Here is a 19,820-nt window from a genome sequence, read left to right as displayed (position 1 = left end):
TTAGACTCTGGAAACATAGTGGTAATCGTTTAAATGTTATAATTCAGCACTATAAATTTAATACTTTTATCGCTATGTTTCTAATTATCAGTGAAATATATTTATTCTTATTTCGAACTCACGTTATATAATAATGGAATCCAACTACACTTGGATGCATTTAGATATGAAGAAATTGTCGTAGATTGCTGTGGCAATTGGATGTTGAAAAAAGATTTTAATTATTGCCAAGACCAAAGCAATATCCTTGAACTAAAAGTGAACATTATTGGTAGAATACCTTATTACAATATCGCTAACATCAAGATGAATGGAGACGACTTCTATTCCGATCCAATAATCATCTGTGTGTTTGACGAAATCAGTGGCCCATTTACAGAAATATGTTACGAATTTCATGATTATGCGACTAACAAGCGAATCATGTTCGAGAAAGGACAACGAGCCTGGATGTCCGAATACGACTTTTATGAATTAAAACAAAAAGTGGACATCTCTAATATAAAAAAGTAAGAATTTTAGTAAAATTCTAATCCATGAAAGCGATTAACAGCTCAAACACAACCTGCTGATTTTGAAATAATTTATTTAATCAGCAGGTTTATTTTCCAATACTTCCATCCCTCAATTTAGACTCAAACGTTCGTAAAGTATCCTTCATTGGAGAATACCTCTATTCTCATTCGTTCCATATCGCCTTAATTAAATCATTTATTATCCATACTATAGAAATTAATGTACCCTATTATTTACGACTGCGTTATAGATTATTTTTAATATAGATGCGAATCTGTAATGATGTGATTTATAGACTTAGCTTTCTTATAACTTTCCTATCTATCGTTTCTTCAAACAATCATCCAAAAACACTCATCTACCAATAACCTTTACTATATTTTCTGTTTATCACTTTTTTCACTATTTTTGTACCATCAATTAAACAAAAAATCACATGGTTCCGTCTATTTTAATCGTTGAGGATGATTTGACTTTTTCTACCATGCTAAAGACATGGCTGGGGAAAAAAGGGTTTGAAGTGGAAACAGCGAGTACACAGGCTAAAGCACGCAAGCAAATTAGCACGCGCGACTTCGACCTTATCTTGTCTGATTTGCGTCTTCCCGACCAGGACGGACTAAGCCTGTTGTCATGGCTTCGCGAGCAAGGCAATCAAGTACCCTTCATCATCATGACCAGCTATGCGGAAATCCAAAGTGCCGTACGCGCCATGAAGGAAGGAGCCACTGATTATATTTCAAAACCGGTACAACCTGACGAATTACTGAAAAAAATCAAAGAGGCTATTCATCAGGAGAAAACTCCTACAGAAAGCGGGAAAGAAAAAAATGCTGCACAAACAGCCCATGGTTTTCTGGAAGGAGAAAGTGAAGAGGCCCGAAAATTATACAATTACGTAGGGCTGGTAGCTCCCACACAAATGTCGGTACTGATTAATGGAGCCAGCGGAACCGGAAAAGAATATGTGGCCCACCGCATTCATCAGTTGAGCAAACGTTCGGAAAAGCCTTTCATCGCCATTGACTGCGGTTCCATACCTAAAGACCTGGCGGCTTCTGAATTCTTTGGCCATGTGAAAGGCTCGTTTACCGGTGCCTTGAATGACAAGGCCGGTGCATTCGAAGAGGCCAATGGAGGTACGTTATTTTTAGATGAAATCGGGAACCTCAGCTACGAAGTGCAGGTACAATTGTTGCGTGCCCTACAGGAACGCCGTATCCGCCGAATTGGCTCTACAAAAGAAATAGAGGTGGATGTTCGTCTTATCAGCGCCACAAACGAAAATCTGAAAGAGGCCATTACAAAAGGAAATTTCCGTGAAGATTTATATCACCGTATCAATGAATTTACGCTACAGATGCCTTCCTTGAAAGAGCGTCCGGAAGACATTCTGCTGTTTGCCAACTTCTTTCTGGACCAGGCCAACCATGAGCTGGAACGTACATTGATAGGATTCGATGCAGAAGCCAGCGAAGCCATGCAGAAATATCCATGGCCGGGCAACCTGCGCCAGCTGAAGAATGTGGTCAAACGGGCTACCTTGCTGGCTCAAGGTGAATTTATCACGGTTAAAGATTTAGGAGAAGAAATAAACGAACGGAAAACGGTATGCGAAAATCCGGAAATGGAAGAAACTTTTGCCCTGCACGACGAGGAAACCGAAAAGCACCGGATTTTAAAAGCCCTGCAACAAACCGGAAATAACAAAACCAAAGCGGCTACATTATTGGGTATTGACCGGAAAACGTTATACAATAAATTAAAACTCTACCACATTCCACAATAAACGTGTGGAATTTTTCCACACGTTCCACATTTATTCCACAGCGTTCTGTATAAAAATCCCTTCTACAAGGCATTCTACAAGTTTGGCACGGGTTTTGTTTGTTTATTTACAGATAAACAAAGACAATGAACAACCAAAACAAACTAGGCTAAACCCAACCCCATAGAATAAAGTTCAGAGATTGTTTACCTCATTTAATTGAATTCTCAATTATATACAATCTCAGATAAAATGAAGATGCCTATGTGTTAAAAGAAGGGGACGCTGTGAAGCGTTTCCTTCTTATCTTTTTTATTCCATACCGAAACCATTCCACAGACTGCCTGCAGGAAGAGGAGCTACCAAATCTATCGGCTCTTTGGACACCGGGTGAATAAAGCGTACCCTACGGGCATGTAAGCAGATACTTCCATCTGGGTTAGAACGCGGAAAACCGTATTTCAAATCGCCTTTAATTGGACATCCCATTTTCGCCAGCTGGCAGCGTATCTGATGATGGCGTCCGGTCTTCAAATCTACTTCCAGCAGATAATAGTTTTCTGAACGACCAATCAAGCGATAGTTCAGTACAGCCTTCTTGGAGTTTTTCACTTCCTTATCGTAGGCGTACGACTTATTCTGCTTCTCGTTTCTGACCAGATAGTGCACCAGCTCTCCTTCTGCCTCCTTAGGCTGTTGTTTTACAATAGCCCAATACGTTTTTTTTACTTCGCCATTACGGAACATCTCGTTCAGACGGCTCAGTGCCTTACTGGTCTTGGCAAATACCACCAATCCGCTTACCGGACGATCCAGCCGGTGAGTGACTCCCAAAAATACGTTTCCCGGTTTGGCATATTTTTCTTTCAAATATTGCTTCACGGTTTCCGACAAGGGAATATCGCCGGTTTTGTCACCCTGTACTATTTCTGAAGCAGTCTTGTTGACTACTATGATATGATTATCTTCGTAAACTACTGTCATACACAAAAAAATGAAGAATAGAGAATACTGAAGAAAACTCTCCCCTATTCCCCATTCTTCACTCTATACTAATTATTATTATATTACATGTTCATACCACCGTCAACCTGGATGACCTGTCCTGACACGTATGAAGACATGTCAGAAGCCAGGAACAAGGCGATGTTAGCTACATCTTCCGGTGTACCGCCACGACGCAAAGGAATACGTTTGTTCCATTCAGCTTTCACTTCGTCAGACAACTTAGCTGTCATTTCTGTAATGATGAAGCCCGGAGCAATAGCATTGGCACGGATACCGCGAGAGCCCAATTCCTGTGCGATAGACTTAGCCAGACCAATCATACCTGCCTTAGAAGCTGAATAGTTGCACTGTCCTGCATTACCGTGTACACCTACTACTGAAGCCATATTGATGATGCTTCCTTGTTTCTGGCGCATCATAATCGGTGTACATGCGTGGATGAAGTTGAAGGCAGATTTCAAGTTGACTGCAATCACAGCATCCCACTGTCCTTCGCTCATACGCATCATCAGACCATCTTTTGTGATACCTGCATTGTTTACCAGGATGTCAACAGAACCAAAGTCATTGTGAATCTGTTCTACCACCTTTGCAGTATCTTCAAAGCTTGCTGCATTTGAAGCGTATCCTTTTACTTTTACGCCATAAGCCGCAATTTCCTTTTCTGTATTCTGGCCGTTTTCATCAATAACCAAATCCGTAAAGGCAATGTTTGCTCCTTCTGCAGCAAACTTCAATGCAATGGCTTTACCAATACCACGTGCAGCACCGGTAACAATAGCCGTCTTTCCAGTTAATAATCCCATTTTCTTTATTTTTTAATTAAACGATATGATTATTTTCTTTTTTCTTGCACCCTAATGCGCCATACACAATCTTGGCCACATAGCGCCAGCCCGTTTCATCGTCAAGCTCTTCGCCTATCTGACCGCGAATATAGGGCACTTCAATACCTTTTATGCAGTAATGCAAAATATCAGCTGTAATCTCCACATTGTCAATATCGAAAAGATTCAGTTCCTTTCCTTCATGCAGTACGCGATGAAACAACACTGTCTCCTTCCGATCAAAATCCTTCCGTACAGCCTCTACTCTCCAAATGTCCCGAAAGAAATCGGCCCTCAACGTTCCATTACGGTACACCACCATTTTTATCGCATCCAGATGGGTCATAATCAATTCCAGAATCTTCTTATCCGGAGATACCGGCTTGCCTGCCGCTTTCTCCATCTGAGCGGAAAGCATCTCCAGTTCCGACTCTACCACAGCCAAATAAATCTGTTCCTTACTCTTAAAGTAAGTGTACAACGTCCGTCTTCCTTTCTTTGAAGCTTGGGCAATGTCATTCATCGTGGTATCTTCCACCCCCTTCTTCGCAAAAAGTTGCCGGGCAACGTCTACCAACTTGGCTCTCGTCTTTAATACTGTCATCTTTCCTTATTGCACAACTGATAAAAATCTGAGCAAAAGTACTGTTTTTCTTCATACTACACAAATATAAGGTGTCAAATTCATCTGAAAAAGCCCCTTAGCTCTCTTTAGATTCTTTCATTATATGACTTAAAGCCTTTATTATTCTAAACAAAAGCAAACCTTTCTATATTTTTTGTATAAACATTTGTTTATATGAATTTATCTCCGTACCTTTGCACCGCATTTAAGAAATAAACATCGCGGAGTGGAGCAGTTGGTAGCTCGTTGGGCTCATAACCCAAAGGTCGTCTGTTCGAGTCAGGCCTCCGCAACTACAAATGAAACATCGCGGAGTGGAGCAGTTGGTAGCTCGTTGGGCTCATAACCCAAAGGTCGTCTGTTCGAGTCAGGCCTCCGCAACTACAAGAGAAACTTCAGGTTTCTCTTTTTTTATGCCGTAATATACCTTAAAAAGGGTATTGCCCCTCCTCTCTTTTCCCCCTACCTTTGCCCAAAAGAAAAAGAAAATAGTTATGGCACAGGTAAAAAAACAACTTACAGAACTTATCGGACATACTCCCCTACTGGAGCTTGAACGTTTAGAAAAGGCTCATAATACCCAAGCACGTATTATTGCCAAGTTAGAATACTTCAATCCCGGCGGCAGCGTAAAAGACCGCATTGCATTGGCCATGATTGAAGATGCAGAAAAAAGAGGCATCTTGAAAGAAGGAGCCACTATCATTGAGCCCACTAGTGGAAATACCGGTGTAGGCCTGTCATGGGTAGCCAGCGTAAAAGGCTACAAAACCATACTCACCATGCCGGAAACCATGAGTATAGAACGGCAAAACCTGCTGAAAGCCTTAGGAGCACAACTTGTTCTTACCCCAGGAAGCAAAGGCATGAGCGGAGCCATTGAAAAAGCCAACGAGCTGCGAGATAATACACCTGGAGCAGTCATCTTACAACAGTTTGAGAATCCCGCAAATCCTCGCACACATGTACATACTACCGCACAGGAAATATGGGAAGACATGGACGGAAAAGTAGATGTATTCATCGCCGGAGTAGGTACAGGAGGAACATTAAGCGGAGTGGGAGAAGGCTTAAAACAGCACAATCCGCAAATTGAGATTATTGGTGTAGAACCGGATTCATCCGCCGTACTTTCAGGCGAGAAACCCGGCATGCACAAAATACAAGGTATCGGTGCCGGATTTATCCCCAAAACATTCAACCGCAATGTAGTAAACAGAATCATTCGCGTAACCGATGATGATGCCATCCGTACGGGAAGAGAACTTTCTCTAAAAGAAGGATTGCTAACAGGCATTTCTGCGGGAGCGGCCACCTATGCTGCCCTGCGAGTAGCGTCACAACCGGAATACGCTGGAAAGAATATCGTAGTGCTGCTTCCCGATACCGGTGAACGTTATTTATCTACAGCACTATTCGCATTTGAAGAATATCCTCTTTAACAAAATCAAATACAATATTCTACCGTATTGACAATTCCCGCACGGAGCGCATAACGAACCGCTTCGTGCGCATTGTTTACTTCCAGCTTCCGGAAAATATTCTTACGATGAGTCGCTACCGTATATGCACTCAGAAAACGCTCTGCCGCAATCTCTTTTGTACTCTTCCCCAACGCCATCGCACGTAGAATTTCTTTCTCTGTCTGTGTCAGTGGAACCATCCTACCCCGTCCATCCTCTTTTTCACGAAGCAGACCTTTCGCCTTACCACAAACAAACTGACACCCTCCGTTCACATCATGCAGACATTGATTCACTTCTGCCAGCGATGCATCCTTCATTAATACATGAAATGACGAGCCCACAAGCAGCATTCTACGCACAAAATCACGTCCCAACTGATCACTAAACAATACAAAGTTAGCCTTCGGGAAACGCTCATGCAATACCAGCAGCTGTTCCACCGAACAATCAAGCAAGGTATAATCCAGCACCACACATGCTTCAGGATACTCAGCCAACGATTCCGCCAAGGATTTCCAATCCCAAACTTCCATATAAGCACATACCGGATACAATCCGGCAGCAATAGCCTTCATACCATAACGAGTCACATCTTGGTTATCTGCCAGAATCAATGTTTGCATATCAGAAAGGTATTAAAAAAGAAAGCTCCGCAAAATTGCGAAGCTTGAAGTGGGCGTTGACGGATTCGAACCGCCGACCCTCTGCTTGTAAGGCAGATGCTCTGAACCAGCTGAGCTAAACGCCCGATAGTCTCGTTCTCAATTGCGGTTGCAAAGGTACAACTAAATTTGTAACCTGCAAACTTTTGAGTTGTTTTTTTACCAAAAAGTGAAAAAAGAGAACATTGAAGGGACTAAAAATCCATTCAGAAAGGAAAATTCGCAAGAAAGAACCCACACAAATCAAATTATTGTACGTAACTTTGCAAGACTAAAATGAAGGAGAAACAGATGGAAGAAACCTTTGCAAAATACATCAACGTCAACGGAGAACTGATGGATTTATCCCGCCCTCAGGTGATGGGTATTCTCAATGTAACCCCCGACTCTTTTTATGCCGACAGCCGTAAACAAGCTGAAGAGGATATTGTCAGCCGGATACACCAGATTATAGAAGAGGGAGGCCGCATTATTGACATTGGTGCCTATTCTTCACGCCCGGATGCCGAAGATGTAGCTCCGGAAGAAGAGATGAAACGACTGAAACACGGTTTACAGGTTATCCGAAGAGAGTTCCCTGATGCCATTGTTTCTGTCGACACCTTCCGTGCCGATGTAGCCCGGATGTGTGTAGAAGAATACGGTACGGCAATTATCAACGACATTTCTGCCGGCGATTTGGATGCAAACATGTTTTCCACTGTGGCAAGATTGAAAGTCCCCTACATCATGATGCACATGCAGGGGAATCCACAAAACATGCAAAAGAACCCACATTACCAGCATCCGGTCAAAGAAATCATCCTTTATTTTGCTGAAAAAATCGAGAAACTCCGGGCTACAGGTGTAAAAGACCTTATTATAGATCCGGGATTTGGTTTCGGGAAAACATTAGAACATAATTATGAGATACTGAACAAACTGGAAGAATTCTCTCTATTCCACCTTCCGATTCTTGTAGGAGTATCCCGCAAATCAATGATTTATAAATTATTGGGAGGAGGACCTGAAAACACTCTAAACGGAACAACCGCCATACACGCCATTGCCTTGATGAAAGGCGCCAATCTGCTCAGGGCACATGATGTAAAAGCAGCCGTAGAAACCGTCCGGATTTTCAATGCCTTGCAAAACCAATGATTTAAAACACGAACTTCAACATACTTTTAATTATGCCTTTCGACATCTACATACTCAGTTTCAAAGATATACTCGACATTCTGCTGGTAGCCCTTCTGTTATACAAGTCCTACAAGCTGATGAAGTCGTCGGGCTCCATTAATATCTTCATCGGTATCCTGGTATTCATTATCATTTGGGTAATCGTGTCACAGGTACTCCAGATGAGACTATTAGGTTCTATTTTCGACAAACTGGTGAGTGTAGGAGTAATCGCACTTATTGTCTTGTTCCAGGATGAGATACGTCATTTTCTATTGTCATTGGGCTCCAGACAGCGCAGCAACAGTCTGTTCCGTTTCCTGAAAGGCAACAAAAAGACAGACACAGAAAAAGAAGACATCATGCCTATTGTAATGGCCTGCCTGAATATGAGTAAGGGTAAGGTGGGAGCACTGATTGTGATAGAAAAGGATTTCCCGTTGGATGACATTGTCCGTACAGGCGACCTGATTGATGCCAATATAAACCAGCGACTCATTGAAAATATCTTTTTCAAGAACAGTCCGTTACACGATGGAGCCATGATTATCAGCCACAAGCGAATAAAAGCAGCCGGATGCATCCTTCCGGTTTCACACAACCTGGAAATTCCCAAAGAATTAGGACTTCGCCATCGTGCTGCCTTAGGTGTATCACAGGAAACGGATGCCATGGCCATTATTGTATCCGAAGAAACTGGCGGCATTTCCATTGCCTACCACGGACAGTTCCACTTGAAGTTAACGGCAGAAGAACTGGAACGTATGCTGACGGCAGACAACCGGATGTAACTTCAATCCAGCATCAGATTCATATAGGGAGACTTCCCATCAAACAGCTGTCGGGTAAGTTCATTGATAGAAACCACCTGATAAGTCCGCTCTTTCAATTCACCTCTGGAGTATATCCCCCCTTCCAGATTATGACAACCGTTATTTTGCGGAAGCGCCTCATCTCCTTCTACTTTAAAATAATGGCCTCCAGTCCTTCTTCCGGCTAATAACCTGAACAATGCTTCTACATGAATAATTCTTGCCATCCCCAACTCATAAGGCTGCCCCTCGGAACAAGAATCGCATTCCAACTCCATTAAACCGTAATGAGAAGACAAACCACGCAGCATAGCTTGTTCAATGGTCTTATTCCTGCATACCATTTCCTTGATTATCAGTCTTTCCTTTTCCGGCAAACAGAAGCAAAGTCCCTGCAGTTCATCTTCCTCTACAGCTCCCCACAACTGACCTCCCGACAAAAGTAAATCCGCCAATATGATGTGGAAATCTTCCCAATTATGCTGTATACAGTTTTCACAATCAGACTGAAAATGGTCATAAAAACGGAAAGCATGCCCGCATAAGGCACTTTCTGGAGGGATTTCAACCAGTTTCCACCGATTAGGAAAGTTTTCAACAGGTAAACAAGAAGCTGTTAATAACTTTTTTCTCCGTTGAAAACAAAGGGTATATCCCGAACGGGCATAGTAACCTTTCAACCAATCCTCTGCAGGTATCAAAGTAGAAAACAGCACTCCTTCCCGAAACATGCTCTGATGAGCCTGGGCCAGCAATTTTCGCATCACTCCCTGCTCCCGATATGCCGGATGCGTACAAGCTCCTGAAATATAGGAAACCGGCACATTCATGCCTTCATACGTCAACCGATATGGAATACGTTGCAAGGCAGCTATTACCTTCCCGTCCGATTCCATATACTCATTCAGGGAATCAGCATAGCGGCAACCGAAATAAAGATCCATGAACGCTTCCGAGTCATGAAAACAAGTTGCCCATAACATTCTGACTTGCTCTTTCACACTCATTTCACCTCTGCCATGTATTTTTCAAGAATCACTTCCGGCTGATAAGAAAGCTTGGCTTTCCGGAGCCCTTCCAATCCCAAGTCTTCCTCCCGGTTGATATAGATGTACTGTGAAGGAATATGATTGGCAAACTCATAATTAATCATGGCGTACGCTCCTTCCACAGCCGTATTGGCTTTTTCCACACACGTATCGAAAGTCGTTTGATTGATGGGTGCCCCAAAAGTAAAGGCCACAATCTCATCCTCCACATAAAGTACCCCTCCAATCACGTCCAATTGCTCCAAATGCTGCAAGGCAGCTGTCATGGAGCGACGTTCGTTCTCCAAGGCCTGATTCTCCGCACAATTATTCGCCCGACACCACTGAGTCTCCAACTCCAGACATGCGAGAATCAAGTCGGAAGTCAAAGGTTTATATGTATAATTCGGATAATTGCTCCTGAACTTATTCAAATGATTCCGTTTAGGCTGAAACTTTTTCCCTTTCAATGTGGACAGGTCGGAGCGCAGATAAATGTAATCAGCATAATCCCGATCGGAAACAAAATTAAAACAATCCGGAAAAGCATTTTCCAGTTCCGCACGCATATTGGCACATACACCTAGCAAACGGAAAGGAGCGCCTTGACTTTTTGCATCCTCCATCAACGCTTCAATCACCGGACGAATATCTCCCCCTTCACCCACAGGCATCATATAAGCCAGTTGTCCGTCTGCATAAAAACGAAACAGCAAAAAACCATCCATTTCCGCAATCTCCGTCTGATACAGGAAACGCCAGCTGTACAGATTCACAAACGACAAATCACAATTACGCCGTGGACTGTTCAACGTATATTTCTGCACGGTATCCTTATCACTCAGGTCTATCGGTTTAAATGCTATCATATCGGAGTTTCTTTTTCGAACAAATACTTACATCTGAAGAAAATAACAAATCAGCCGGTCATTCAGTTCATTCCGTAGAAGGACAAAATCTTAATACAATCCTAAGATATGCAAAATTGTAGGCGAAAGCAAAGCGGTAAGAATTCCGTTCAAGGTCAGTCCCAGACTTGCATATGCACCATACTTTCCACTCACTTCCATGGCACGTGAAGTACCGACTGCATGACTGGCTGTTCCCATAGACAATCCCTGTGCAATCGGACTGGCCACACGCCCTACCTGAAGCAGTTTAAATCCACAGATTGCTCCAAACAATCCGACCACAATGACCACAGCGGCTGTCAGTGAAGGAATTCCTCCTACTGCATTCGAAACCTCCATGGCAATCGGAGTAGTCACGGACTTTGGAGCCAATGACATAATCACTTCCGGAGAAGCTCCCATCAATTTGGCAATAATCGTCACCGAAACCAGTCCGACCACACAACCGGCTAACTGGGAAATCAGAATCGGCATCAATTGTTTCTTTATCATACGTAATTGCAAGTACAAAGGCACCCCCAATGCCACGACAGCCGGTTTTAACCAAAATTCTACCAACGAACCAGCCTCGGAGTAGGTGTCATAAGAAACTCCCGTAAACTGAAGAAAACAAATCAACATGGCTATTGCCACAAGGATAGGATTCAATAACACCCATCCTGTTTTTTTCTGCAATAATTTTGACAAGAAGAAAAAGCCAAATGTAATAGCCAGCAGAAAAAATTTATTTTCGAAAAAATCCATACTTACGAACCAATTGATGTACCCAACCCGTTACTACTAAAACCAATATTGTGCTGACCAGTGTCGCAATCACAATCGGCCAGAACTGTGCCGTAATCACATCAAAATACAGCATTAACGCCACTCCCGACGGTACAAAGAAAAAACCCAAATTTGCTACCAGAAAATTTGTAAGCCCCTGCACCCACTCCAGTTTTATCCAGCCCAGCTGAAGAAACGAAGTAAGTAACAGCATGCCAATAATACTCGAAGGCAGCTTGATACCCGTCAAATAAACAATCAGTTCACCTAACGCCAGGCACCCAAAAAGAATAGAACACTGTCGAATCATAATACCTTTATTTTAACTTGAAAACCGATGCAAAAATACATAATCAGAAAAACCAACCTCTTCTAAAACCGTTTTTTATTCGTATCTATAAAGGGTATAAAGGTTTTTGCATACTTTAAAGCAAAAAAAATCACCTTTTGCAAACTACATATTACAAAAATACCTATTTTTGCAGTGGGAAACAAAAAGCTCGTTATCGCACACAACAAGCATTTACAATTTAACATATAAATCATGGATTTAATCAGTGAAATCGTTGAACGCGCTAAAGCAAACAAACAGCGCATCGTGCTTCCGGAAGGAACAGAAGAACGTACTTTGAAAGCTGCCAATCAGATATTGACAGACGGTGTAGCAGACCTTATTTTATTGGGTAACCCCGATGAAATCATGAATCTGGCCAAAGAATGGGGATTGGGTAACATCCACAAAGCTACCATCATTGACCCGGAAAACAATCCTAAACAAGAAGAATATGCACAGTTGCTGTGCGAACTTCGTAAGAAAAAAGGTATGACCATCGAAGAAGCTCGCAAACTTGTGCTGAATCCTTTGTACTTGGGCTGTCTGATTATCAAGGCTGGCGACGCAGACGGACAATTGGCTGGTGCACGCAATACAACTGGTGATGTACTTCGTCCTGCATTGCAGATTATCAAGACTGCTCCGGGCATCACTTGCGTTTCAGGTGCCATGCTGATGCTGACACACGCTCCTGAATGCGGAGACAACGGTGTATTGGTAATGGGCGACGTAGCTGTAACTCCTGTACCCGATGCAAACCAGCTGGCACAAATCGCTATCTGTACTGCACAGACTGCAAAAGCAGTAGCAGGCATTGACCCGCGTGTAGCTATGCTGAGCTTCTCTACCAAAGGTTCTGCCAAACATGAAGTAGTGGACAAAGTGGTAGAAGCATTGAAAATCGCAAAAGAATTAGATCCGACATTGAAAATTGACGGTGAACTGCAGGCAGATGCCGCTTTGGTTCCAAGAGTAGGAGCCAGCAAAGCTCCGGGTTCTGAAATCGCAGGAAAGGCCAACGTATTGGTTGTTCCTTGCCTGGAAGTAGGAAACATCTCTTACAAGCTGGTTGAACGTCTGGGCCACGCTACTGCTGTAGGACCTATCCTGCAGGGTATCGCTCGTCCGGTAAACGACTTGTCACGTGGATGTAGCATCGACGACGTATACAAGATGATTGCTATCACTGCCAACCAGGCTATCGCTGCCAAGGCACAGTAATCATCCGATTCCGATAATTTATTTCCATAATGCCACTCACTTTTCCTGCAGAGTGGCATTATAGTTTTCATCATTACAAAAATATTTAATAAGATATGAAAGTATTAGTACTCAACTGCGGTAGTTCATCAATCAAGTACAAATTATTCGAAATGACTACCAAAGAAGTCCTCGCACAAGGAGGTATCGAAAAAATCGGTCTGCCAGGTTCTTTCCTGAAGTTGACTTTGCCTAACGGAGAAAAGAAAATCCTTGAAAAGGACGTACCTGAACATACTACTGGTGTACAGTTTATTTTCGACACACTGACTAACGCAGAATACGGTGCAGTAAATAACTTACACGAAATCAAAGCAGTAGGTCATCGTGTATTGCACGGAGGAACAAAATTCAGCGGTTCTGTATTGATTGACGACGCTGTTATTGCAGCTGTAGAAGAATGCTGCGACCTGGGCCCGTTGCACAACCCAGCAAACCTGAAAGGTATCTATGCTGTACAGAAACTGTTGCCTGAAGTACCACAGGTAGCTGTATTCGATACTGCTTTCCACCAGACTATGCCCGACTATGCATATCTGTATCCGATACCTTACAAATATTTCGAAAAATATGGTATCCGCCGTTATGGTTTCCACGGAACATCTCATCGCTATGTATCAAAACGTGTATGCGAATATCTGGGTATTCCACAAGAAGGTTCTAAGATCATCACTTGCCACATCGGAAACGGTGGTTCTATCGCTGCGGTAAAAGACGGTAAATGTATCGATACTACTATGGGACTGACTCCGCTGGAAGGTCTGATGATGGGTACACGTTGCGGTGATATCGACGGTGGTGCTATCACTTATATCATGAAAAAAGAAGGCCTTACACCTGATGAAATGTCTACTCTGCTGAACAAGAAGAGCGGTGTATTGGGAATGTTCGAAAAATCAAGTGATATGCGTGAATTGGAAGATGCAGTAGCCAGAGGAGAAGAACGTGCCATCCTTACAGAAAACATGTATTTCTACCGCATCACTAAATACATCGGTGCATACGCAGCTGCAATGGACGGTGTAGATGTAATCTTGTTTACTGGTGGTGTTGGTGAAAATCAGGCTACAGCTCGTGCCGGCGTTTGTAAGACACTGGGCTACCTGGGTGTCAAGATCGATCCGGAAAAGAACAAAGTTCGCAGCAAAGAAGCGATCATTTCTACCGACGATTCTAAGGTAAAAGTTGTAGTTATCCCGACAGACGAAGAGCTGATGATTGCAACAGACACTATGGACATACTGAACAGCATGAACAAATAAGGAACAGCATACCTTAAATAGCTTAAAAAAGAGGATATTCCTCATAAGTTTTCTTATCTTTGCAGCGAGCAAAAAAGAAAGACTTATATGGAATGTCTTCTTTTTTTATGCCATCAAAACAACAAGAAACACGCCTCTATTATGAAAAAGAAAATCGTAACCTTTGGTGAAATCATGCTTCGCCTTACTACCCCGGATAACTTACGTATGCAACAAAGCCGTGAGTTCCTGGTCAACTACGGCGGTAGCGAAGCCAATGTAGCCATCTCCATCGCCAACTTTGGAGGAGATGTAGAATATATTACCCGCCTTCCAGATAACGCTCTAGGAGAAACATGTCTGGCCGAACTGCGTTCACACAATATCGGAACACGACATATCCTAATCGGCGGACACCGTCTGGGAACTTATTACATGGAAAAAGCCGCTGCTATGCGTAACTCAAAAGTCATTTACGACCGTGAGGGTTCTGCTTTCTCCGAACTGAAACCTGGAATGATAGACTGGCATGCAGCATTTGCCGACGCTGCAATTTTCCACTGGTCGGGCATAGATGCAGCACTGACTCCTGGACTTGCAGAGGTATGCAAAGAAGCTATTACCGTTGCCAAGGAAATGGGACTGACCATTTCATACGACATAAACTACCGAAAGAACCTTTGGAATTATGGTAAGAGTGCACAAGAAGTGCTTCGTCCACTGATGGTAAGCAGTGATATCATGTTTGGTAGTGAAGGAGAATATGCTTTGCTGACTGGAATTCCTGCCCCAGGATTTAAGGCAACAAAAAGTGGCGAAACATACGATGTAAAAGCTTACGAAGAGTTTTGTAAGGCAATCAGCCAGCAAATTCCAAATTGCAAATACATATATATTGCCCTGCGTAACGTGATGAGCTCGGAACATCATACCTTTGCCGGAGTGCTTTACTCTAATGGCAGCATGAAATATACACGAGTATTCGATATCGACAACGTTATCGACTGCGTTGGTGTAGGTGATGCATTCTGCGGTGCTATGCTGTATGCACAACATGCTTACGAGGATGAACAGAAACGTGTAGACTTCTCAACCGCAGCTTCTGTTCTGAAAAATACAATTGCCGGCGACTATAACATCGTAAAAGTATCTGAAGTAGAAGGCTTGCTGGCTAAACATGAAAGCGGAGAGGTAGCTCGATAAAGCAACCTTACCCTATATAAAAATAGAAGCCTGCCGGACAATGTCTGGCAGGCTTTTGTTATGTATAAATACACTCTTTTATCGTACAGAAGTTTCTCCCTCGATATATTGTTCCAAGAACATTGATTCGCCATCGAATACTGCATACGAAAACTCATTAATCCAGTCACCCAGAATCATCATTCGTGATGAACGGCTCAGCATCAGGTCGAGTACGATATGACGATGTCCGTAGATAAAGTAATTAATATCCGGATGTGTCTTCAGATACTCCTTGGTAAATAACACCAAAGGTTCTTTATCTTCACCCATATACTCCGGTTCTTTTCCATCTTTTCGTTTCAGGCGACTATGTTTTGCCCACTCCAGACCAAACTCAATACTCCAGCGAGGATGCAGCATTGAAAACATACGTTGCAACGTTTTACTATGAAACATTGTACGAAGTAGTTTAAACTTACGGTCACCATCACCCAGACCGTCGCCATGAGCCAGGAAAAATTCCTTGCCATAAATCTCGCAAGTCAGCGGTTCACGATGAATCGTAACGCCACACTCCTTTTCCAGATAGTCACCACACCAGATATCATGATTACCGATAAAGAAATGCACCTCTACTCCCATATCGGTCAACTCGGATATTTTTCCCAGAAAACGGGTATATCCTTTCGGAACAACAAGCTTGAATTCGTACCAGAAGTCAAACATATCGCCCAGCAGATAAACAGCAGCCGCCCGGTTCTTGATACTGTCGAGAAAGTTAACCAGCCGACGTTCCTGCGTACGACTATGCGCTATCGCACGTGAGCCCAGATGGGCATCGGAAAGGAAATACACATTCTTCATTTTGCTATATTTAGAGTTTGAACAATGAATCCAGATACGTATAGAAAGCAGGATCTTCACCTACCACAACCCGGGCTATTTTACCCTGAGGATCTATCACAATTTTTGTAGGAAATCCTTTAACGGCGTACACTACGGTCAAATCTTCCTGTCCCGCATTGCGTACATGCAGCCAGGGAATTTCATGCTCGGCAACAGCAGCCTTCCATTTCTTTTCCGTATCACCGCAGTCTATGCCTACAATCTCCATCCGGTCTTTATACTTTTCGTAAGCCTTCTTCATATCAGGCAGCCCCTTAATGCACCAGCCGCACCAGCTTCCCCAAAAGTCCAGTACCACATATTTGCCTCGCAGCGACGAAAGAGCAAAATCCTTCCCATTGATATCTTTCAGCACAAACTCGGGAGCTTCTTTTCCTTCTTTGATATTTTGAGAAGCAGCCTTACGTGCTTCTGCCTCCTTCAAAGCATCCTGCATGGCAAGATAAAGCGAAGACATCGGCCCCGTCTTTGCCTTTTCGCCCACAAGAGGCAGCAAAACCTTGGCGCGAGCACCACCCAGATCAGCAAGCAGATACACGGAAACATCACTATCGGGATACTTACGGATGTACTGTTCCTTACAATTGCTTATTTCATCGGCTATCGGTTGATAAATCTGACGCAGCGAGTCAATACGCTGAGGGTTCAACTGTCCTTCCTGCTGCATCTTCATGATGACTTCTGTCGTAGCTTCCATCCGCTTTTGAGCAGACTTCCACCCTTCTGCAGCTTCGGCATAATTCTTATGGAATACATTCCCTTCTGCCTGATAATCGTCTATGGAACCTGTCAGCCGAACGGTTTCACCCGGAAAAGCGACTACGCTGACTGTTTTGCGCAACGAAGAAGCCTCACCACTTTTAGGCTTGGCGTAAAAATACATTTCAGCAGGCATATTACCTGTCTTCATTTTATACGTAAAGTGCCCCTGTCGTATGGCTACTGCATCCGTTTTCAGGTTCTCACGCTTCAAATCGGATATGGGAAAATTATCTACAAGCAATGTATCACTGTCTATTCCCGACAGCCTGCCCTCGACTGTTGCTACCTGAGCAGACAAACTTCCGGCAAACAACCCGGCTGCTCCCGCAATCAGAAGCATACGTTTCGTATTCATAGACTCAGTTTATGTTGATCAAAGAAAACCCAGTTCCAGTTTTGCCTCCTCGGTCATCATGTCCTTATCCCATTCAGGTTCGAACACCAGATTAATTTGAGCAGCTTTCACACCTTCTACCGATTCTATTTTCTGGCGGATATCCTCCATAATGAAGTCGGCAGCCGGACAATTGGGGGCAGTCAGTGTCATGTCAATCACAACCTCACCATCATCCTGCAAGTCTATTTTATATATCAGTCCCAAATCGTATACGTTGACTGGAATCTCCGGATCGTATACGGTTTTCAGCATTTCTACAATACTTTCTTCTACTTTCAGTTTAGTTTCGTTATCCATAAAGCACGCTTTTAGTTACATGTGCAAATGTAATAAAAAAATGGAATAACGAAAATACACTCATATCCTTCCCTCATCGCAATAGCTATAATAGCCGCCATCGGTTATTACCAGATGATCGAGCAAGCGGATATTCATCACCTCGGCTGCCCGCCTCAACGCTTCTGTCAGACGGTCGTCATCGCGGCTGGGCGATGTGTTTCCAGAAGGGTGATTATGGCAAAGTACCATGGATACCGCCCGTTTGAGCAGAGCTTCACGCAAAATACAACGGACATCCACCTGTGTGGAAGCAAGTCCGCCACGACTGATACAAATACGGTCTATGATTTTCGATGACTGATTGAGCAATAGCACCCAGCATTCTTCCACTGGAAGGTCACACATCAGCGGATAGAATACGTCGTATATATCTTTGGAGCATCTGATTTGTTTTCTTTCCAGCGGCTCCTCCTCCAGCCGCCGTCTGCCTATTTCCGAAGCAGCTAGAATAGTAATTGCCTTTGCCGGACCTATTCCCTTATAGCGGCAAAGTTCATCGATAGTTGTCTTCCCCAGTTCACTCAGACTGTTACGATAGTCGCCGAGCACCTTTCGCATCAGCTCCACCGCAGAATCTTCCGTATTTCCTGAACCTATCAGAATAGCCAGCAGTTCGGCATTCGACAAAGCAGCAGCGCCGTGCTGCATCATTTTTTCACGCGGGCGGTCCTCCTCCGCCCATTGGTTGATTGTCAGTTTATTATTACCCATTTACTCATAAAAGTTCTTCTCGAAGGCGGAAAAGGCTCCTTTGCCCCGCACACAGCGTTTCCACCATGCCGACAAGAAACCGGTTCCATAACCTGTCAACTGTATAAACGCAGCAACGACAGATAATATACCGATATACAAACTTTTATTTTGTATGGAAGAATCAACAAATATAATCAAAGCGAACAGTGCAAGCAACAAGAGTGCCCACGGACATATCAGCGAAGCAAGCAGCACCAACACTACCCCTACCGTAAATGCAGCAGGAAGCATGTGCACCAGTTTCAGCGATTCTGGATATTTTTTATATAAATTGATACGTGCGATACCCGAATTATGTACCTGCTTGAAGAACTTCTTCAGATCAGTGCGGCGTTTATGCCACACCCATGCTTCAGGAAACAAGCGGCAACGGCATCCGGCCTTAAATATCCGGATACTGAAATCGATATCTTCGCCGAAACGCATTTTCGAGAAACCTCCCAACTTGCGATATACATCGGCACGTACTCCCATATTAAAACTTCTGGGGTAGAACTTATCCATTTTCTTTTTCCCGCCACGAATACCTCCTGTAGTAAAGAAAGAGGTCATGGCATAATTTATCGCTTTCTGTGTAGCCGAGAAAGAATCGTGTGCACGGTCTGGTCCTCCAAAAGCGTCGGCAGGCTCACGTTTCAACTCTTCATCGACAGCAGCAAGATACCCCGGAGGCAATACACAATCCGAATCCAGAATCAACAGATATTCTCCTTGGCTTCGTTCCGCTCCAAAGTTACGCGTCTGCCCTGGCCCTGAATTCGGTTTATTATAATAATGTACATCCAACTGTGTACGGTATTTCTCCACCACATCTTCACAGGGTACAGACGAACCATCTTCTATAACCAATACTTCAAAATCACCAAGGGTTTGCTTCGTAAGACTTTGCAGCAATTCATCCACCTCATCCGGACGGTTGTAAACGGGAACGATAAAAGAATATCTCATAATCTGTATTTTCGGTTTCTGTTACAAATATACGTCTTTCTTTAAAGTATATTTTAATTTATAGAAGTTTATTCAACATTTCCCATTCATTACAAGAACATCCCCAAAAAACATCAGCATATTTCATTGATCTTTTGTACAAAAAA

General features: G+C 43.3%; 20 protein-coding genes and 3 tRNA genes. 9 read left to right on the top strand and 14 right to left on the bottom strand.

The features are described 5' to 3' along the window. The first annotated feature begins 952 nt into the window (after nt 1-952). A complete protein-coding gene (locus ACMJ0U_RS02440; protein ID WP_417127937.1) occupies nt 953-2,305 on the top strand; it encodes a sigma-54-dependent transcriptional regulator in 1,353 nt (450 codons plus the stop codon). Between the two features lie 291 nt (nt 2,306-2,596). Here ACMJ0U_RS02440 and ACMJ0U_RS02435 read toward each other — a convergent pair whose 3' ends face one another. The 3 genes from ACMJ0U_RS02435 to ACMJ0U_RS02425 form a co-directional block, all read right to left on the bottom strand. After that, nucleotides 2,597-3,268 carry an RluA family pseudouridine synthase gene (locus ACMJ0U_RS02435; RefSeq protein WP_417127935.1) on the bottom strand — a complete coding sequence of 224 codons (672 nt, stop codon included), beginning with the start codon at nt 3,266-3,268 and terminating at the stop codon, nt 2,597-2,599. Between the two features lie 83 nt (nt 3,269-3,351). Beyond that, nucleotides 3,352-4,098: a 3-oxoacyl-[acyl-carrier-protein] reductase gene (gene fabG / locus ACMJ0U_RS02430; RefSeq protein ID WP_007557941.1), complete on the bottom strand. Its 747-nt coding sequence runs from the start codon at nt 4,096-4,098 to the stop codon at nt 3,352-3,354. Between the two features lie 16 nt (nt 4,099-4,114). After that, a complete protein-coding gene (locus tag ACMJ0U_RS02425) occupies nt 4,115-4,723 on the bottom strand; it encodes a TetR/AcrR family transcriptional regulator (protein ID WP_417127934.1) in 609 nt (202 codons plus the stop codon). 241 nt (nt 4,724-4,964) lie between these two features. Here ACMJ0U_RS02425 and ACMJ0U_RS02420 point away from each other — a divergent pair. From ACMJ0U_RS02420 to cysK, 3 genes are all read left to right on the top strand, one after another. Further along, nucleotides 4,965-5,037 (top strand) — tRNA-Met (locus tag ACMJ0U_RS02420). A 15-nt stretch (nt 5,038-5,052) separates the two neighbouring features. Beyond that, nucleotides 5,053-5,125 (top strand) — tRNA-Met (locus tag ACMJ0U_RS02415). Between the two features lie 113 nt (nt 5,126-5,238). Next, nucleotides 5,239-6,186 (top strand): cysteine synthase A, encoded by a 948-nt coding sequence (gene cysK / locus ACMJ0U_RS02410; protein ID WP_417127933.1) that lies wholly within the window; start codon nt 5,239-5,241, stop codon nt 6,184-6,186. Nucleotides 6,187-6,191: 5 nt separating this feature from the next. On the opposite strand, the gene ACMJ0U_RS02405 is transcribed toward cysK, so the two are convergent. Together ACMJ0U_RS02405 and ACMJ0U_RS02400 are read right to left on the bottom strand one after the other, a co-directional pair. Next, nucleotides 6,192-6,833, bottom strand: a complete 642-nt coding sequence (locus tag ACMJ0U_RS02405) for a response regulator transcription factor (RefSeq protein ID WP_417127931.1) — start codon at nt 6,831-6,833, stop codon at nt 6,192-6,194. A 50-nt stretch (nt 6,834-6,883) separates the two neighbouring features. Next, nucleotides 6,884-6,958, bottom strand: a tRNA-Val gene (locus tag ACMJ0U_RS02400). Nucleotides 6,959-7,163: 205 nt separating this feature from the next. Between ACMJ0U_RS02400 and folP the strand changes: the two genes are divergently transcribed. Together folP and cdaA are read left to right on the top strand one after the other, a co-directional pair. Next, nucleotides 7,164-8,012: a dihydropteroate synthase gene (gene folP, locus ACMJ0U_RS02395; protein WP_417127929.1), complete on the top strand. Its 849-nt coding sequence runs from the start codon at nt 7,164-7,166 to the stop codon at nt 8,010-8,012. A gap of 32 nt (nt 8,013-8,044) precedes the next feature. Then, nucleotides 8,045-8,824 (top strand): diadenylate cyclase CdaA, encoded by a 780-nt coding sequence (gene cdaA / locus ACMJ0U_RS02390; RefSeq protein WP_417127927.1) that lies wholly within the window; start codon nt 8,045-8,047, stop codon nt 8,822-8,824. A 2-nt stretch (nt 8,825-8,826) separates the two neighbouring features. On the opposite strand, the gene ACMJ0U_RS02385 is transcribed toward cdaA, so the two are convergent. From ACMJ0U_RS02385 to ACMJ0U_RS02370, 4 genes are all read right to left on the bottom strand, one after another. Beyond that, nucleotides 8,827-9,828 (bottom strand): GNAT family N-acetyltransferase, encoded by a 1,002-nt coding sequence (locus tag ACMJ0U_RS02385; RefSeq protein ID WP_417127926.1) that lies wholly within the window; start codon nt 9,826-9,828, stop codon nt 8,827-8,829. Nucleotides 9,829-9,848: 20 nt separating this feature from the next. Then, nucleotides 9,849-10,742: a DUF2156 domain-containing protein gene (locus ACMJ0U_RS02380; RefSeq protein WP_417127924.1), complete on the bottom strand. Its 894-nt coding sequence runs from the start codon at nt 10,740-10,742 to the stop codon at nt 9,849-9,851. Between the two features lie 90 nt (nt 10,743-10,832). After that, nucleotides 10,833-11,528 (bottom strand): LrgB family protein, encoded by a 696-nt coding sequence (locus ACMJ0U_RS02375; protein ID WP_417127923.1) that lies wholly within the window; start codon nt 11,526-11,528, stop codon nt 10,833-10,835. Continuing rightward, nucleotides 11,509-11,859, bottom strand: coding sequence for a CidA/LrgA family protein (locus tag ACMJ0U_RS02370; RefSeq protein WP_417127921.1), 351 nt, complete (start codon nt 11,857-11,859; stop codon nt 11,509-11,511). The genes ACMJ0U_RS02375 and ACMJ0U_RS02370 overlap by 20 nt, the downstream gene beginning before the upstream one ends. A gap of 234 nt (nt 11,860-12,093) precedes the next feature. Between ACMJ0U_RS02370 and pta the strand changes: the two genes are divergently transcribed. The 3 genes from pta to ACMJ0U_RS02355 all read left to right on the top strand — a co-directional run bounded on the left by pta (nt 12,094) and on the right by ACMJ0U_RS02355 (nt 15,587). Then, entirely contained in the window at nt 12,094-13,104 is a 1,011-nt protein-coding gene (gene pta / locus ACMJ0U_RS02365; RefSeq protein ID WP_007558073.1) for a phosphate acetyltransferase, read from the top strand. Nucleotides 13,105-13,199: 95 nt separating this feature from the next. Beyond that, nucleotides 13,200-14,405, top strand: a complete 1,206-nt coding sequence (locus tag ACMJ0U_RS02360) for an acetate kinase (RefSeq protein ID WP_007571213.1) — start codon at nt 13,200-13,202, stop codon at nt 14,403-14,405. A 141-nt stretch (nt 14,406-14,546) separates the two neighbouring features. Continuing rightward, the gene (locus ACMJ0U_RS02355) at nt 14,547-15,587 is read left to right on the top strand and encodes a sugar kinase (protein ID WP_118483562.1); all 1,041 of its coding nucleotides are present in this window, start codon (nt 14,547-14,549) and stop codon (nt 15,585-15,587) included. A 78-nt stretch (nt 15,588-15,665) separates the two neighbouring features. Here the strand turns inward: ACMJ0U_RS02355 and ACMJ0U_RS02350 are convergent, their stop codons facing one another. Genes ACMJ0U_RS02350 through ACMJ0U_RS02330 form a run of 5 tightly spaced genes read right to left on the bottom strand, consistent with a single transcriptional unit; the run spans nt 15,666 to nt 19,674 of the window. Then, a complete protein-coding gene (locus tag ACMJ0U_RS02350) occupies nt 15,666-16,433 on the bottom strand; it encodes a UDP-2,3-diacylglucosamine diphosphatase (RefSeq protein WP_118483560.1) in 768 nt (255 codons plus the stop codon). 10 nt (nt 16,434-16,443) lie between these two features. Continuing rightward, nucleotides 16,444-17,592 carry a TlpA family protein disulfide reductase gene (locus tag ACMJ0U_RS02345; protein WP_417127918.1) on the bottom strand — a complete coding sequence of 383 codons (1,149 nt, stop codon included), beginning with the start codon at nt 17,590-17,592 and terminating at the stop codon, nt 16,444-16,446. An 18-nt stretch (nt 17,593-17,610) separates the two neighbouring features. After that, a complete protein-coding gene (locus tag ACMJ0U_RS02340) occupies nt 17,611-17,931 on the bottom strand; it encodes a metal-sulfur cluster assembly factor (RefSeq protein WP_007571218.1) in 321 nt (106 codons plus the stop codon). 60 nt (nt 17,932-17,991) lie between these two features. Continuing rightward, a complete protein-coding gene (gene radC, locus ACMJ0U_RS02335; RefSeq protein WP_278411047.1) occupies nt 17,992-18,684 on the bottom strand; it encodes a RadC family protein in 693 nt (230 codons plus the stop codon). Continuing rightward, a complete protein-coding gene (locus tag ACMJ0U_RS02330; RefSeq protein WP_417127915.1) occupies nt 18,685-19,674 on the bottom strand; it encodes a glycosyltransferase in 990 nt (329 codons plus the stop codon). It abuts the gene before it with no gap. Nucleotides 19,675-19,820 lie beyond the last annotated feature (146 nt).

Source organism: Phocaeicola sp., assembly GCF_048170425.1.
Lineage (GTDB): Bacteria > Bacteroidota > Bacteroidia > Bacteroidales > Bacteroidaceae > Phocaeicola.
The sequence above is the reverse complement of the archived record's forward strand: the minus strand, read 5'-3'. Positions and strand labels throughout refer to the sequence as shown.